Consider the following 13484-nt stretch of genomic DNA (forward strand, 5'->3'; position numbering starts at 1 on the left):
GGAGGAAGGACTCCGCATGTTCGGTCTGTTTGTGCGCTTCACGTGCAAGGACGACGTGGCGGCGGCTGCGTTCGACGATCTGGTGGCGCGGACCGGTGAGCTGATCCGGGCGAACGAGCCCGGAACGGTGGTCTACGCGGTGCACCGTGTTGACGGCCGTCCGCTGGAGCGCGTGTTCTACGAGCTCTACCGGGACAAGGGTGCCTTCGAGGAGCACGAGTCCAAGGACTACGTGTGCGCCTTCCTCTCAGAGCGGGGCCAGTACCTGTCCGGCATCGAGGTGGACCGCTTGGATTTCGTGTCCGGCAAGGGCGTGGACGTTGAGCACTGAGTATCAGAAGGCGCTTGGTCGCAAGATCGCCTTCAACCGCAAACGCCGGGGGCTGTCGCAGAAGGAGTTCGCCGGCCTGCTGGGGCGCTCGGAAGCGTGGGTGTCTCAGGTTGAGCGGGGAGTACGGCGCATCGACCGGATGACCGTACTGGAGAAGGTCGCCGACGTCTTGGAAGTGCCGATTGCCGAGTTGGCGGCTGAGGCTCCTCTTGTCGCGTCGGTGACCGAAGGGGAGCCGCCTGGTGCCAGTCGCCTGCGGTTGGTACTGAGTGCGGCTCACTCACTCAAAGCGGTCCTCAGTCAGCAGGATCCGTCCCCTGACGTGCCGGCGCTGCGCGCCGAAGTCGACCTTGCCTGGTCGCTCACTCACCAGGGCAACTACGCCGACCTGGCCGAACTGCTCGAAGGGCTGGTGCCCCGGTTGGAGTCGGCCACCCGGTCGGTCCCCGAGTCGGAACGCCCTGAGCTGTTCCGGATGCTGGCGGTCATGTACCACACATGCAGCGGCGCCCTGGCGAACATGGGCGAGCCGGAAGCGGCCTGGATCGCCGTGGACCGGGCCGTGGTCGCTGCCGAGCGGGCGAATGATCCGCTGCTGATGGCGGCCGGTGAGTTCCGTCTGTCGCTGGTCTTCCTCGGCGCGCGTCATTTTGATCAGGCGGCCCAGGTGTCCGGGAGTGCGGCTGAGGCGTTGCGGCCTCTGGCCGAGTCCGGGCAGGTGGAGGCGGTCGCCCTGCGCGGTGCTCTGACCTTGCAACGGGCGGTGGCCGCGGCTCGGTTGAATCTCGCCGATGACGCTTACGGGTACCTCCGCGAGGCCCGCGAGATGGGCGAGCAGGTCGGTGACGGGCGCAACGACTACAACACCGAGTTCGGGCCCACCAATGTCGCCTTGCATGAGGTGGCCGTCGCGGTAGACCTGGGCGACGCCGGCGTTGCCCTGCGGGCTGCGGAGACCGTTGATGCCTCCGGACTGTCGGCGGAACGGCAGACACGCTTCCAGATCGACCTTGCCAGGGCGTATGCCCAACGACGCCAAGTTGCTGACGCCGTTTCAGCGCTGCTGGCGGCCCGTGGGCTGTCACCGGAGCTGGTGCGGGCTCTGCCGATGGTGAAGCAACTCATTGCCGACCTGCTGACCATGAGCCAGCCGCCCTCCGAGGAGCTACGCGCCCTGGCGGGGGAGCTGGGCGTACACGAAGTACGGACTGGTACCTGAAGTACTAGACAGTACTTGGAGTACGGGTTACTGTGGTTGCTGTCGGCGCGCCCCTTCGCCTCCAGCGGAGTTGGTGATGCGGGCATGCGAACGGGCCGGAGCAGGAAGGCAGACCTGCGCCGGCGCGTGAGCGGAAAGGGCCACAGAAAGCAGATGTGGCCTGAGCGGGAGGCAGCCCACTCAGGCCGGGTGCGTCGTTGGCATCAACGCTCTTGGAGCGTATCGCGCCCAGTCGGTATGCGGTCAACCTCCCGTTGCGTAGTCATTCGTCACTAATTGCACCGTCGTGCATGCGTACGGTGCAGCGCAAGGGAGATCAGTTCTGTGCGTGTAATCCGTGTAGAGACCTCGTCGGCCACCATCCTGCTGACCGAGGCTCCGGAACCGAAGGTACGGGACCGGCAGACCGGTGAGATCGCCAAGGACGCCAACAGCGGCGAAGCGCTGATGACGATCGGCGTCGTCTACATCGAGGACGGTGAGTCCTCGCTGATCAAGGTCACCGTTCCGGAGAGCGGCGTCACCGAAGGGCTGGCGCTTGGCGCCCCGGTTTCGCTGGTGGGCCTGGTGGCGCGGCCATGGGAGAGCGTGTTCAACGGCCAGCAGCGGCACGGCATCGCCTTCCGCGCCGCTGCGGTCGCGCCGGCCGCCTTCCCGGCCGCCGTCGGGGCATCGGCCTGATGTCGGACTGGATGACACTGCTGGAGGTGGGTGGCCCCCTCGCCGCGTTCGGCGGCGGGGCCGCCTACACCCGGGCTCGTCACCCGGGCGTCTACTGGTCCACGGTCGGATTGCCGTTATCGACGGCCCGGCTCCTCGGCTCGTACGGCTCCGTCATGGAGGCGTGCGGCCTGACAGTGCAGCCTTCCCGGCTGCGCGTTCTCGCCACCAAGGCAACGACTCGACGTGAGGTCCGGCCGGTTCCCCCGCGGCGGGGCATCATCCGGCCCACCTCGACCGGCCTGCGGCTTCGGCTGCGCCTCGCTCCCGGGCAGGAACCGGCGGACGTCGCCGCCTCGGCCGAACGGCTGCGGCACGCCTGGGGTGTCCACGCCGTGTACGTGACGGACGTGAAGCCGGGAGTGGTGGAGCTGCGGCTCGTCGGCTTCGACGTGCTGCGCGACGTGCGGATGCCGAGGAAAGCCGGCGGCGGGCATCTCAAGGTACCGGTGGCGCTGAGGGAGGACGCGACGGCCTTCGTACGGGACTATCGCGCCGTCCCGCATCAGCTCACGCTCGGCGCAACACTTTCCGGCAAGTCGATGTACTTGCGCCACCTGGTCACCGGACTGGCGCGGCAACCGGTCGCCCTGGTCGGCATCGACTGCAAGCGCGGTGTGGAGCTGGCGCCGTTCGCCCCTCGTCTGTCGGCGCTCGCGACCGACCCGGAGCAGGCGGCCGAACTGCTGCCCGTGCTCATCAAGGAGATGGAGGACCGGTACGACCTGATCAAGGCACGACAGGGCATCGCTCCCGGCACTCCCGCTGAGGACATCACCTCGGACATCTGGGGTCTGCCCGAAAGTGAACGTCCGGTGCCGGTCGTGCTGTTCGTGGACGAGGTGGCGGAACTCTTCCTCGTCGCGACGAAGAAGGATGAGGAACGTCGCGACGAGATGGTCACCCTGCTCATCAGGCTCGCCCAGCTCGGCCGGGCCGCCGGCATCTATCTGGAGGTCTGCGGGCAGCGCTTCGGCGCGGAGCTGGGCAAGGGGGCGACCATGCTGCGGGCCCAGCTGACCGGTCGCGTCTGCCATCGCGTCAACGACGAGGCCTCCGCCAAGATGGCGCTTGGCGACATCGCGCCCGAAGCCGTCACGGCCGCCTGCGCCATCGCTCCCGAGCGGCCGGGCCTGGCCGTGGCCGGCGACACCTCGGGCGGCTGGTCCCGCATTCGTACGCCGTACCTCTCCCTGGGTGACGCGGCCCGCATCTGTCAGGACTCGGCGCACCTCGCCCCCGAGCTGGCCACATTGGAGCCGTTCCGGCCCGAATTCCCGGCCGGTCATGTCGAGGCCCCGTCACCGATCGTCCGGCCGATCCCGGTCACCGACTGACCCTCTCATCTGCTCAGCACTTGGTCGGCGTGACTTCTCGCGCCACGTCTCTACCCCGTCATGCCCGATTCCGGAAGGAGCCGCATGATGCGTGCTCACCTGGCCCGTGTCGACGCGGTGCTTGTCCAAGCGCTCATCGCGGCGGCGCTTTCCTTTGCCCACCTGCACGACGTCGCCTCGGCCGCTGGGCAAGCCGGTTGGAAGGCTTGGGCCTACCCCGTTTCCGTCGACCTCCTCCTCGTAGCCGCCTGGCGCCGACTGCGGTCCGGCGACGCGAAAGCGTCCGGCTGGTGCTGGTTCGTGATCGCCCTCGCCGCCTCGCTCGGCGCCAACGTGGCTACCGCTGGTCTGCTCAACATGCACCAGGTGCCGGCCTGGCTGCGCATCCTCGTCGCCGGATGGCCAGCGGTCGCCTTCCTCGGCGGCACCCTCCTCGCCCACACCACACACGAGACGGCCGAAGAATCCGCGCTGGCAACTCCGGAGCCGGCCGTGACGGCCCCGGAGCCCGAACAGCGACCGGCCGTCGCCCCTCGCCCGGTACCGGTGCCGGCCGCGCTCGTCGCTCACGCCCGCAAGGTCGCCGACGAACACCACGCCCGGACCGGATCGGCCATCGACACCTCAACCCTTCGCGCTCGGCTCGGCGTCGCGGCGCCACTGGCCGAAGCCATCGCCGCACAGCTCTGAGAGGAGTACTCATGCCCGCCAACCCTCGATTCCGCCGTGTCGTCCGCATCGGTCCCGTCCAGGTCGGCACCTACTACGACGGCCGGGGCCGCGAGAAGCACGCCGCCGTCTGCACGGCCCCGCGCTGCGGCTTCTCGGCCGACTACGACAGCCGTGCCGCCGCCGAACTGGCTGCCCGCACCCATCGCTGCCGCGTCCGCTGAGGGAGCTCCCGTGACCGTCTCGCTGCCGCTCGTCTTCGTCCTGGGTGTCATCGCCTGGGCCGCGATCAAGTTCCTCGGTGTCCGGCTCTGGGTCGCCCTCGTGATCGCGCTGTTCGGCTTCTGGCTCTCGCACACCTTCCTCGCTCCCGCCATCGAGTCCGGCACCCGTTCCGGGGTTGGCGTCGTCAATGGCACCCACAAGTGACAAGGAGGTCCGCCGTGCTCCGCCCCAAACTGCCCGCCGCCCCCACTCTGCCGACGACAACCGTCACGCCTCAGCAGACCCAGGCCCCGGCCTTCTCCGCTGGCCGCACGGTCGCTCCGTACGTGGGCGTCGGTGTCGTCGCCGTGGTCGTCGTCGGCATCGTGCTCACCGCGCTCCTGGCGGCGGTCGCCGTATCGGCCGTGTCCGTGGCCGTCGCCGCCGTGGTCCTGCGCTCACTCCTCAGCAGCGCGAACAAGCGCTGACCGGCCGCCGGGGCGGCAACCAGCCGCCAAGCATCCCGCCGCCCCGGGGCCGTCCCTCCCAACCGTCGCAACAGCCGAAAGGAACTGCCATCATCACCCGGCAGACTCCGCCCCCGCTGGCGGAACTCTCCACGCTGGCCTCCCTCGGCACCATGCCCGAGCTGGCCCACCAACTGTCCGGACTGGGCGGCTGCATCCACCCCGTCCGCCTCGACGGTCACCGCACCGAATACTCGGTGGACCAGACGACCGGCGAGATCGGCCGCGTCCTGCACCACTTGGACTCGTCGGCCCTGCCCGCCGGTCAGCTCCTCATCCGTTGCAACAACCGCCGCGCCACCCGGTGCGCGGCCTGCGCCGAGACCTACCGCCGCGATACCTACCACCTGATCACCGCCGGGCTCCGCGGTGGCAAAGGCACCCCGCAGAGAGTCGGGACACACCCGCGCGTCTTCGCGACCTTCACCGCCCCGAGCTTCGGCCCGGTCCACAACCGACCCTCCGGCGGCCGGAAATGCCGTTGCGGCGTTCGGCACGAGGAAGGGGACGCCGTCCTGGGGACGCCACTCGACCCGGACTCTTACGACTACGAAGCGGCCGTGCTGTGGAACGCACACGCAGGGGCGCTGTGGCGGCGCTTCTCGATCTACCTCCGCCGCGAGGTCGCCAAGCGAGCCGGCCTCACTCAGCGAGCATTCCGGCACCACGCCCGAATCTCCTTCGCGAAGGTGGCCGAGTACCAGAAGCGCGGTGCTGTCCACTTCCACGCCGTGCTCCGCATCGACGGCCCCGAGGGTGGCGACTCCGCTCCTCCCTCCTGGGCCTCCGCCCAGTTGCTGACCGATGCCGTTCGGGCAGCAGCGACCACGGCGCGTGCTGGCGGGCCGGTGGTCGACGGGCGGCCCCACACCTTCGTCTTAGGCCGTCAGCTTGACGTTCGCACGATCCGCTCCGCCGACTTCGACAACGGCCAGGAGCTGACCGAGCGGGCCGTAGCGGCGTACATCGCCAAGTACGCCACCAAGGGAGCAGAGACCGCGACCGGCACCCTGGACCGGCCTATCAGATTCCTCGCCGACCTGGCGCAGGTCGAGATCAGCGAACACGCCCGGCGGATGATCCGCACCGCTTGGACCCTGGGCGCCCGTGCCGAGCTGGCAGAGCTCCGTCTGCGGGCCTGGGCTCACATGCTCGGCTTCCGCGGCCACTTCTCCACCAAGTCCCGCCGCTACTCCACCACGCTCGGCGCTCTCCGTGAGGCACGGGCCGACTGGCGCCGGGCCCAAGCCGCCCCGCCGGTCACGCAGGACGGCGAGACCACGCTCGTCCTCGCGCACTGGGTCTTCGCCGGCACCGGCCTGTCGAGCGCCGAAGCCTGGCTTGCCGAATCTCTCGAGCCCGCCCCCGGAACGGAAGGAGAACCGACATGGACGCCCGCCGCGACGAATTGATGACTGTTCGCCAAGTCCTGGCCGAGCTGGGCGGCGTTTCCCGACGGACGTTTTACCGCTGGCGCGAGCTGGGACAGGGGCCGGCCGCGTTCAAGCTCCCCAACGGCGAGCTTCGGGTATGGCGTAGTGACTTCGCCTCGTGGCTCCGGCAGCTGGAGGAGGCAGCGTGAAGTCTCTTGACGTGAAGGTCTGGGGCGTACGCAAGCGGGACACCAAGACGCCCTCGTACGGCGTCCGCTGGTCCGTCGCGGGCAACGTCTTCTCCGACTCGTTCCGTACCAAGGCGCTCGCTGATCACTACCGAGCCAAGCTCATGAGTGCCATGCGAGGCGGCGAAGAATTCGACACGGAGACCGGTCTTCCGGCCTCGATGGAACAAAAGAAGTCGCCGTTGTCCTGGTACGACTTCGCCCTGAGGTATCTCGCAATGAAGTGGCCCCACGCCGCACCCAATACGCGAGACGGCATCAACGAATCTCTGACCAGTGTGACCATGGAACTGCTCGTGGAGCGTGCAGGACGGCCGTCCGACGGGGAGATCCGCAAGGCCTTACGCAACTGGGCCTTCGTGCTGCCGGGACCCAAGGACCGAGAGATCCCGGATAACGCCCGGAACGTTCTGCACTGGGTGGCCAAGGCATCACGACCGCTTGCGGACCTCGCTGATCCGGCAACGGCCCGTGCGGTGCTCGACGGGCTGAAGCTCAAGCTCGACGGCACCGCGGCAGCCGCCGAGACCGTGCGGCGGAAGCGGCGGACTCTCGTCAACGCCGCGAACTATGCGGTCGACCTGGGAGAGCTGCGTGAGAACCCGATCACGGCGGTTCGCTGGCAGAAGCCGAAGATCTCGAACCAGGTCGATCCGCGCGTTGTCGCCAATCCGGAGCAGGCACGCAATCTCCTGACGGCGGTGTCCTACGTGGGTGGTTACCGGCGTGCTCGCGGCCGGCGCCTCGTCGGGCTGTTCGCGGCGATGTACTTCGGTGGCCTCAGGCCCGCTGAGGCGGTCGGCCTGGTCGAGACTGACCTTGTCCTCCCTGAGCAAGGCTGGGGTTCGGCGCTGCTCCATCGGACCCGTCCTTCGGTCGGCAAGCGGTGGACGGACTCGGGGGAGACCCACGACGACCGCGGGCTCAAGAATCGGCCGACTGAGGACGTTCGGCGTGTGCCCATCCCGCCCCAGCTCGTCACCGTGCTGCGCGAGCACCTGGCCACGTTCGGCACGGCGGATGACGGGCGGCTCTTCTTCAGCGAGAAGGGTTCGGTCGTCCCGTCCTCGACCTACTACCGCGTGTGGCAGGAGGCTCGGCTCCTGGCGCTTCCGCCGGCTGTCGCGGCCTCGCCGCTCGCGAGTAGGCCGTACGACCTTCGGCACTCGGCGCTGTCGACGTGGCTCAATGCCGGAGTGGATCCCACCGAGGTGGCGGAGCGCGCCGGCAACAGCGTTGAGGTCCTGTTGACCCGCTACGCGAAGTGCCTGGACGGACGGCAGGATGTCGCCAACCGGCGGATCGAGGACCTGCTCCGCGAGTACGAGTGAGACAACCTGCACCCACACGGAGGCCTCAGGCATGTCGCCTGGGGCCTCCCTCGTTTGTGCCCTACCTGCGCCGATGCTTCGTTCGGACAGGGCGAGCTGAGCGGCGTCGCTTGTCCTGCGGTCTTGTGGCCGCGTCATGCTTGCTGCTGGCATATCTGCCACGTCAACGCGGGAACGCAGGGGGCCTTGTGGAGCTGAACGTCACGCGCTGGAAGCGATACGGGCATGATCGTCTGTACGCCAACCTGCCTGATGGCACCGCGGTCGGTTGGGCGGACGTCGCGACGGGGGACATCACGGTCTTGCGGGCAGAGTGTCGCGACGACGTGATCGCCGTGCTCACGAAGCACTTACAGAGCCTTACCGGGCCTGTCCCGCCACACAAGGCGCCGGAGGTTCAGGCGCGTCCGATGCTGCCGCCTCTGACGCCGGCCGACGACCTGGCCGTCAATCCTCCCGGGCGGTCCTTGCGTGATCTGCTCGCCGAATCCGGCCCGGGGCTGATGGAGCGAGCTTTCTCAAGGCTTCTGCGGCGGCCATCGGAATGGGACTCCTGGCGAAAGGGGTTGGCGGGGGAGCGGCGAGTGGGAGCCGAGCTGAACCGGTTGGGGCGCCACGGATGGCGCGTCCTGCACTCCATCCCCTTGGCCAACCAAGTGGATATCGATCACTTACTGATCGGGCCTGGTGGAGTGTTCAGCATCAATACGAAGCATCACGACAGGAGGGCCGTATGGGTCGGGGATAATTCCGTGAAAGTCGATCACGGTAAACCGGCGCCCTACGCACGCAAGAGCCGGGCGGAGGCCAAACGTGTCGCCCGAGTGCTTGAGCGCTATTGCGACTTCCCGGTACCGGTGGAGCCGGTGCTCGTCTTCGTCGGTGTCAGCGAGCTGAAGGTAGTTGCTACGCAGCTCAGTGTCCGGGTGTACCAGGAGCGTCAGGTATCGGCACTCGCTCCGCTCTCAGGCGCTCTCACGGCCGACCAGGTGGAGCAGGTGTACCGCGTGGCTCGCCATCGGCAAGCTTGGAACAATGCCTGATGCCCCTCAGCGAAGCGCCAGTTTGCTTCGGTCGCGTGTTGTGGCGCTGATCGGCGGCCATGGTTCACGCGTCCCCGCGAGTGGTGATGGCTTCCGCGACGCTGAAGACCTCGCCGCACTCAGCGCACTGTGCTTTGCCGAAAACGTAACTCAACTTGTGCGCAACATCGGTCTGACCGTCTGCGAGTGCGCGACTGTGGAGTCTTTGGGCCAGCCCCTCCAGGGCTGAGGTGTCGGCAGGCTGCAGCGGCATCTTCTTTGCCGTGGTCTCGTTCATGTACATGCTGTCCGTCGTCGAGAAGCAGCCGTACTCGCCGAAGGCTATGAAGTTCTCTGTACTGCACGAGGGGCAAGGGACTTCGTATTCGTCGTCGTTCAGTCCGTCGAGCTGTTCGCCCCAGTCTTCGACCCCCTGGAAGCTAATGAGCGCGGCCAGCAAGTAGACGTAGGTGCCGGGGTCGTCGCCGAGGGCGGGATCCTGAAGAGCTTCCTCGGTCAGTTGCACCAGGTCCGACATCTCCGAGGCGTAGGCCACGTGGGGATCTTGCTCGTCGTATGGCCGATCAGTGCTGGCCGCGATGGCGCCGGCCAGCGTGAGTGGCATCTGTCTGTCCGCGGGTGACCACTGGCGTGCCATGTCTCGCAGGGCGGGCAGAGCCGCGTAGCTCGCTGAGTAGACGGTCCCTTGATGGCACAGCCGGGACCAAAGTTCGGTCCAGCCTGAGTCCTTCGGTGCCGGGCTCACTGCGTCGAGCAGGCCGGGAATGTCTTCTGCCGTGCCGTAGGCGTGGTGGAGCTGGGACCAGTCCGTCATGCCAGCGATCTAAGCAGTCGGCTGCGCCGGACCCCATGGCTGGGGCCGTGCCGGTCGCCCGACCTTGAGGGTAAGCCGAGCCTAGGGCCAGAAAGCAGCCAGCGACCTGCGGCGATGCCTCAAGATCCCGTCCACGCCTCGTCCACAGACCCCGACATGCGCCCGCTCCGAGCGACACACGCCTGCACATACGCGAAGACCCCGGCCTCAGCGTTTCCGCTGGTGACGGGGTCTTTGGGCACCTCATGTTGGGTGCCCCCGGCAGGATTCGAACCTGCGCACACGGCTCCGGAGGCCGTTGCTCTATCCCCTGAGCTACGGGGGCGTGTCGGCCGCTGAGCTGTTCGCTTGCGGCGACGGGTAGAACACTAGCAGGTCCGACGGGGTGATCAGGAACGGGTTTCCCGGGTGCGTCGCCGGTGGGTTGAGGGGAGACGGTCGGGAGCCGGACGGCGGTGTGGCTCGGCATGGGCCGGCCGGCAACGCCGCTCCGGCGGGAGCCCGGTATCGGCGTCCTCCGCGCGGGTTGGAAGTGGGGAAAAGCCGGACGCGGTGGCCGGTGCCGACCTACTCTCGAGTTGTGCCAGGCGCGTCGGGTCGGGTGCTTGTTGTGGACGACAACAAGGTCATCCGGCAGCTGATCAGGGTCAACCTCGAGCTGGAGGGGCTTGAGGTCGTGACCGCGGCCGATGGTGCCGAGTGTCTGGATGTCGTGCATCGGGTCCGCCCCGATGTCGTCACGCTCGACGTCGTCATGCCCCGGCTGGACGGCCTCCGGACCGCCGCGCGGCTGCGTGCCGATCCTCGTACGCAGGATCTTCCGGTCGCCATCATCAGCGCGTGTACGCAGCACGAGGTGGAGAGCGGTCTCGACGTCGGTGTCGACGCCTTCCTCGCCAAGCCCTTCGAACCCGCGGAGCTCGTGCGGCTCGTCAAGCAGCTCATCGAGCGGAAGCCCGGGCGCACCGGCACCGGCACCGGCCGGCACGGTCACGGGGACGGCGAAGGCCACGGGTACGACGGCGAAGGCCACGGGGACGGCCAGGGCCAGGGGGACGAGGACGGCGACGAAGGCAGTGGCGGAGACGCCGGGGGCAGTGGTGGGGCGGCGGGAGTGGCGGTGAGGTGAGGGGACTCGTGGGCACAGGGGGAGGGCGCGTCCTCAGGGCCTTCCGTCTCGTACCGTAAAACCGCCTCGCATTCCCACCCCCCACCTCCCCTACGCTTGTCCCGTGACCCCCGTCGAGCTCTCCCGCACCGTGTTGCACTCGGTGCGCGCTGCCGTGGACGACGGGGAGCTGTGCGTGGACGTGCTGCCGGAGCGGGTCGTCGTGACCGAGCCGGGGCCAGGGGGGTGCGGGGACTACGCCACCAATGTCGCCCTCCAGCTCGCCCGGGCCGCCGGGCGAGCGCCCCTGGACGTCGCCGGGATTCTCCGCGAGCGGCTTCTCGGCGCCGACGGGATCGATGACGTCGTCGTCACGGGGCCGGGGTTCCTCAACGTCACTCTCGCCGACAGCGGTGAGACGGCCGTCGGTCTCGTCGCCGAGGTCCGCCGCCTCGGCCCCGCCTACGGTCACGGTGACGCGCTCGCCGGGCAGGTCGTGCTGCTGCGGGTGCCGTACGAGGTGCGGGCCGAGGTCGTGGCCGACGCCGTCGTGCGGATCGTGGCCACCCAGGGCGGGCGGGCCGAGGTGGAGCACGGGGAGCCGGTGAACCTGCGGCCCGTGCCCGCGCCGGAGGACCCCGCGCCGCTCGGGGCCGACGCCGCCCAGTGGGCGCTGCTGCATCCCGCGCCGCACGACCGGCCCCGGATCACCGCCGACCACCTGGTGCAGCGGGAGGCCAATCCGCTGTTCCGGGTGCGGTACGCGCACGCCCGTACCCGGGCCATGTCCCGCGGTGCCGCCCGCCTCGGGTTCGGTGCCGAGCCCGGACCCGTGGCCGCCCGCGAGGTCGTCGCCGCCCTCGCCGACCACCCCCGCATCCTCACCGCGGCCGCCACCCACCGCGCCCCGGACCGGCTCGCCCGGCATCTCGTCACCGTCGCCGATGCCGTGCTGCCCCTGCTGCCCACCGTGCTGCCGCGCGGCGAGGAGAAACCCTCGGCCGCCCACCGTGCCCGGCTCGCCCTCGCCGAAGCCGCCGGGACGGTGCTGGCCGGCGGCCTGTCCCTGCTCGGCATCGACGCACCCGAACACCTCTGAGGCGACCCAGGACGCCCCGGAGAGAGACAGAGAGTCTGAGAGTCACGTCATGAGCCGTTCCGCCCACCCCGCCGGGCCCCGTCACGCCGATGTCCTTCCCGAGGGGCACTACTCCGCCCCGCCCGCCGATCTCAACGCCCTCGACCCCAAGGTGTGGGCGCAGACCGTCGGCCGGGACGAGGACGGTGTCCTCACCGTCGGCGGGATTCCCGCGACCCGGCTCGCCGAGGAGTTCGGCACCCCCGCCTACATCCTCGACGAGGCCGACTTCCGGGCCCGGGCGCGTGCCTGGCGCACCGCGTTCGGTGCCGACGCCGACGTGTTCTACGCCGGGAAGGCGTTCCTGTCCCGGGCCGTCGTGCGGTGGCTGAACGAGGAGGGGCTCAATCTCGACGTGTGCTCCGGTGGAGAGCTGGCCACCGCGCTGTCCGCCGGGATGCCCGCCGAGCGCATCGCCTTCCACGGCAACAACAAGTCCGTGGCGGAGATCGAGCGGGCGGTCGAGGCCGGGGTCGGGCGGATCGTGATCGACTCCTTCCAGGAGATCGTGCGGGTCGCGCACGTCGCGCGGTCGCTGGGCAGGCGGCAGCGGGTGCAGATCCGGATCACCGTCGGGGTCGAGGCGCACACCCACGAGTTCATCGCCACCGCCCACGAGGACCAGAAGTTCGGCATCCCGCTCGCCGGCGGTCAGGCCGCCGAGGCGGTGCGGCGGGCGCTCCAGCTCGACGGGCTCGAGGTCATCGGGATCCACAGCCACATCGGCTCGCAGATCTTCGACATGTCCGGCTTCGAGGTCGCCGCCCACCGGGTGGTCGGGCTGCTGAAGGACATCCGGGACGAGCACGGGGTCGAGCTGCCCGAGATCGACCTCGGCGGCGGCCTCGGTATCGCGTACACCAGCGCCGACGACCCGCGCGAGCCGCACGAGATCGCCAAGGCGCTGACCGAGATCGTCGGCCGGGAGTGCGAGGCCGCCCGGCTGCGCACGCCCCGCATCTCGGTCGAGCCGGGCCGTGCCATCGTCGGCCCCACGGCGTTCACCCTGTACGAGGTGGGCACCGTCAAGCCGCTCGAGGGCCTGCGGACGTACGTCTCCGTGGACGGCGGGATGTCCGACAACATCCGGACCGCGCTGTACGACGCGGAGTACAGCGTCGCGCTCGTCTCGCGCGCAAGTGACGCCGAGCCGGTGCTCAGCCGTGTCGTCGGCAAGCACTGCGAGAGCGGGGACATCGTGGTCAAGGACGCGTTCCTGCCCGCGGACGTGGCGCCGGGTGACCTGCTCGCCGTGCCCGCCACCGGTGCCTACTGCCGCTCCATGGCCAGCAACTACAACCACGTACTGCGTCCGCCGGTCGTCGCGGTGCGGGACGGCGAGGCGCGGTTGATCATGCGGCGTGAGACGGAGGAGGACCTGCTGCGTCTCGACGTCGGCTGACGAAGGCCGGCGTGCCGGCC

Annotated in this window: 16 protein-coding genes and 1 tRNA gene; 15 read left to right on the forward strand and 2 right to left on the reverse strand. The window is 69.2% G+C overall.

Annotated elements, in window-relative coordinates:
* Positions 1-16: 16 nt before the first annotated feature.
* The 12 genes from ACWCPN_RS15340 to ACWCPN_RS15395 all read left to right on the forward strand — a co-directional run bounded on the left by ACWCPN_RS15340 (position 17) and on the right by ACWCPN_RS15395 (position 9002).
* Positions 17-331: a putative quinol monooxygenase gene (locus ACWCPN_RS15340; protein ID WP_451205846.1), complete on the forward strand. Its 315-nt coding sequence runs from the start codon at positions 17-19 to the stop codon at positions 329-331.
* Positions 321-1550, forward strand: coding sequence for a helix-turn-helix domain-containing protein (locus ACWCPN_RS15345; protein ID WP_451205849.1), 1230 nt, complete (start codon positions 321-323; stop codon positions 1548-1550). Before ACWCPN_RS15340 ends, ACWCPN_RS15345 begins: the two co-directional genes overlap by 11 nt.
* A 324-nt stretch (positions 1551-1874) precedes the next feature.
* The gene (locus ACWCPN_RS15350) at positions 1875-2231 is read left to right on the forward strand and encodes an SCO3933 family regulatory protein (protein WP_154823304.1); all 357 of its coding nucleotides are present in this window, start codon (positions 1875-1877) and stop codon (positions 2229-2231) included.
* Entirely contained in the window at positions 2231-3607 is a 1377-nt protein-coding gene (locus ACWCPN_RS15355) for an FtsK/SpoIIIE domain-containing protein (protein ID WP_451205852.1), read from the forward strand. Before ACWCPN_RS15350 ends, ACWCPN_RS15355 begins: the two co-directional genes overlap by 1 nt.
* 87 nt (positions 3608-3694) lie before the next feature.
* Entirely contained in the window at positions 3695-4297 is a 603-nt protein-coding gene (locus ACWCPN_RS15360) for a DUF2637 domain-containing protein (RefSeq protein ID WP_451206071.1), read from the forward strand.
* Between the two features lie 11 nt (positions 4298-4308).
* Positions 4309-4500, forward strand: a complete 192-nt coding sequence (locus tag ACWCPN_RS15365; RefSeq protein WP_069926932.1) for a mobile element transfer protein — start codon at positions 4309-4311, stop codon at positions 4498-4500.
* 10 nt (positions 4501-4510) lie between these two features.
* On the forward strand, positions 4511-4705 hold the full coding sequence (locus ACWCPN_RS15370; RefSeq protein WP_451205855.1) for a hypothetical protein: 195 nt from the start codon (positions 4511-4513) through the stop codon (positions 4703-4705).
* A gap of 14 nt (positions 4706-4719) precedes the next feature.
* Positions 4720-4968 carry a SpdD protein gene (locus tag ACWCPN_RS15375; protein ID WP_451205858.1) on the forward strand — a complete coding sequence of 83 codons (249 nt, stop codon included), beginning with the start codon at positions 4720-4722 and terminating at the stop codon, positions 4966-4968.
* A gap of 152 nt (positions 4969-5120) precedes the next feature.
* Entirely contained in the window at positions 5121-6419 is a 1299-nt protein-coding gene (locus ACWCPN_RS15380) for a replication initiator (protein WP_451205861.1), read from the forward strand.
* A complete protein-coding gene (locus ACWCPN_RS15385; RefSeq protein WP_125214118.1) occupies positions 6395-6589 on the forward strand; it encodes a helix-turn-helix transcriptional regulator in 195 nt (64 codons plus the stop codon). Before ACWCPN_RS15380 ends, ACWCPN_RS15385 begins: the two co-directional genes overlap by 25 nt.
* A complete protein-coding gene (locus tag ACWCPN_RS15390; protein WP_451205865.1) occupies positions 6586-7959 on the forward strand; it encodes a tyrosine-type recombinase/integrase in 1374 nt (457 codons plus the stop codon). The genes ACWCPN_RS15385 and ACWCPN_RS15390 overlap by 4 nt, the downstream gene beginning before the upstream one ends.
* Positions 7960-8147: 188 nt before the next feature.
* Entirely contained in the window at positions 8148-9002 is an 855-nt protein-coding gene (locus tag ACWCPN_RS15395) for a nuclease-related domain-containing protein (protein ID WP_451205868.1), read from the forward strand.
* Between the two features lie 64 nt (positions 9003-9066).
* Here the strand turns inward: ACWCPN_RS15395 and ACWCPN_RS15400 are convergent, their stop codons facing one another.
* Both ACWCPN_RS15400 and ACWCPN_RS15405 read right to left on the reverse strand, forming a co-directional pair.
* Positions 9067-9816, reverse strand: coding sequence for a hypothetical protein (locus ACWCPN_RS15400; RefSeq protein ID WP_451205871.1), 750 nt, complete (start codon positions 9814-9816; stop codon positions 9067-9069).
* 253 nt (positions 9817-10069) lie between these two features.
* Positions 10070-10141, reverse strand: a tRNA-Arg gene (locus tag ACWCPN_RS15405).
* A gap of 285 nt (positions 10142-10426) precedes the next feature.
* Between ACWCPN_RS15405 and ACWCPN_RS15410 the strand changes: the two genes are divergently transcribed.
* The 3 genes from ACWCPN_RS15410 to lysA all read left to right on the forward strand — a co-directional run bounded on the left by ACWCPN_RS15410 (position 10427) and on the right by lysA (position 13464).
* Positions 10427-10945, forward strand: a complete 519-nt coding sequence (locus tag ACWCPN_RS15410; protein ID WP_451205874.1) for a response regulator — start codon at positions 10427-10429, stop codon at positions 10943-10945.
* 103 nt (positions 10946-11048) lie between these two features.
* Positions 11049-12023 carry an ArgS-related anticodon-binding protein NrtL gene (gene nrtL, locus ACWCPN_RS15415; protein ID WP_451205876.1) on the forward strand — a complete coding sequence of 325 codons (975 nt, stop codon included), beginning with the start codon at positions 11049-11051 and terminating at the stop codon, positions 12021-12023.
* A gap of 49 nt (positions 12024-12072) precedes the next feature.
* Positions 12073-13464: a diaminopimelate decarboxylase gene (gene lysA, locus ACWCPN_RS15420; protein WP_451205879.1), complete on the forward strand. Its 1392-nt coding sequence runs from the start codon at positions 12073-12075 to the stop codon at positions 13462-13464.
* The last annotated feature ends 20 nt before the right edge of the window (positions 13465-13484 follow it).

It is taken from the genome of Streptomyces sp. NPDC002386 (genome assembly GCF_053593175.1).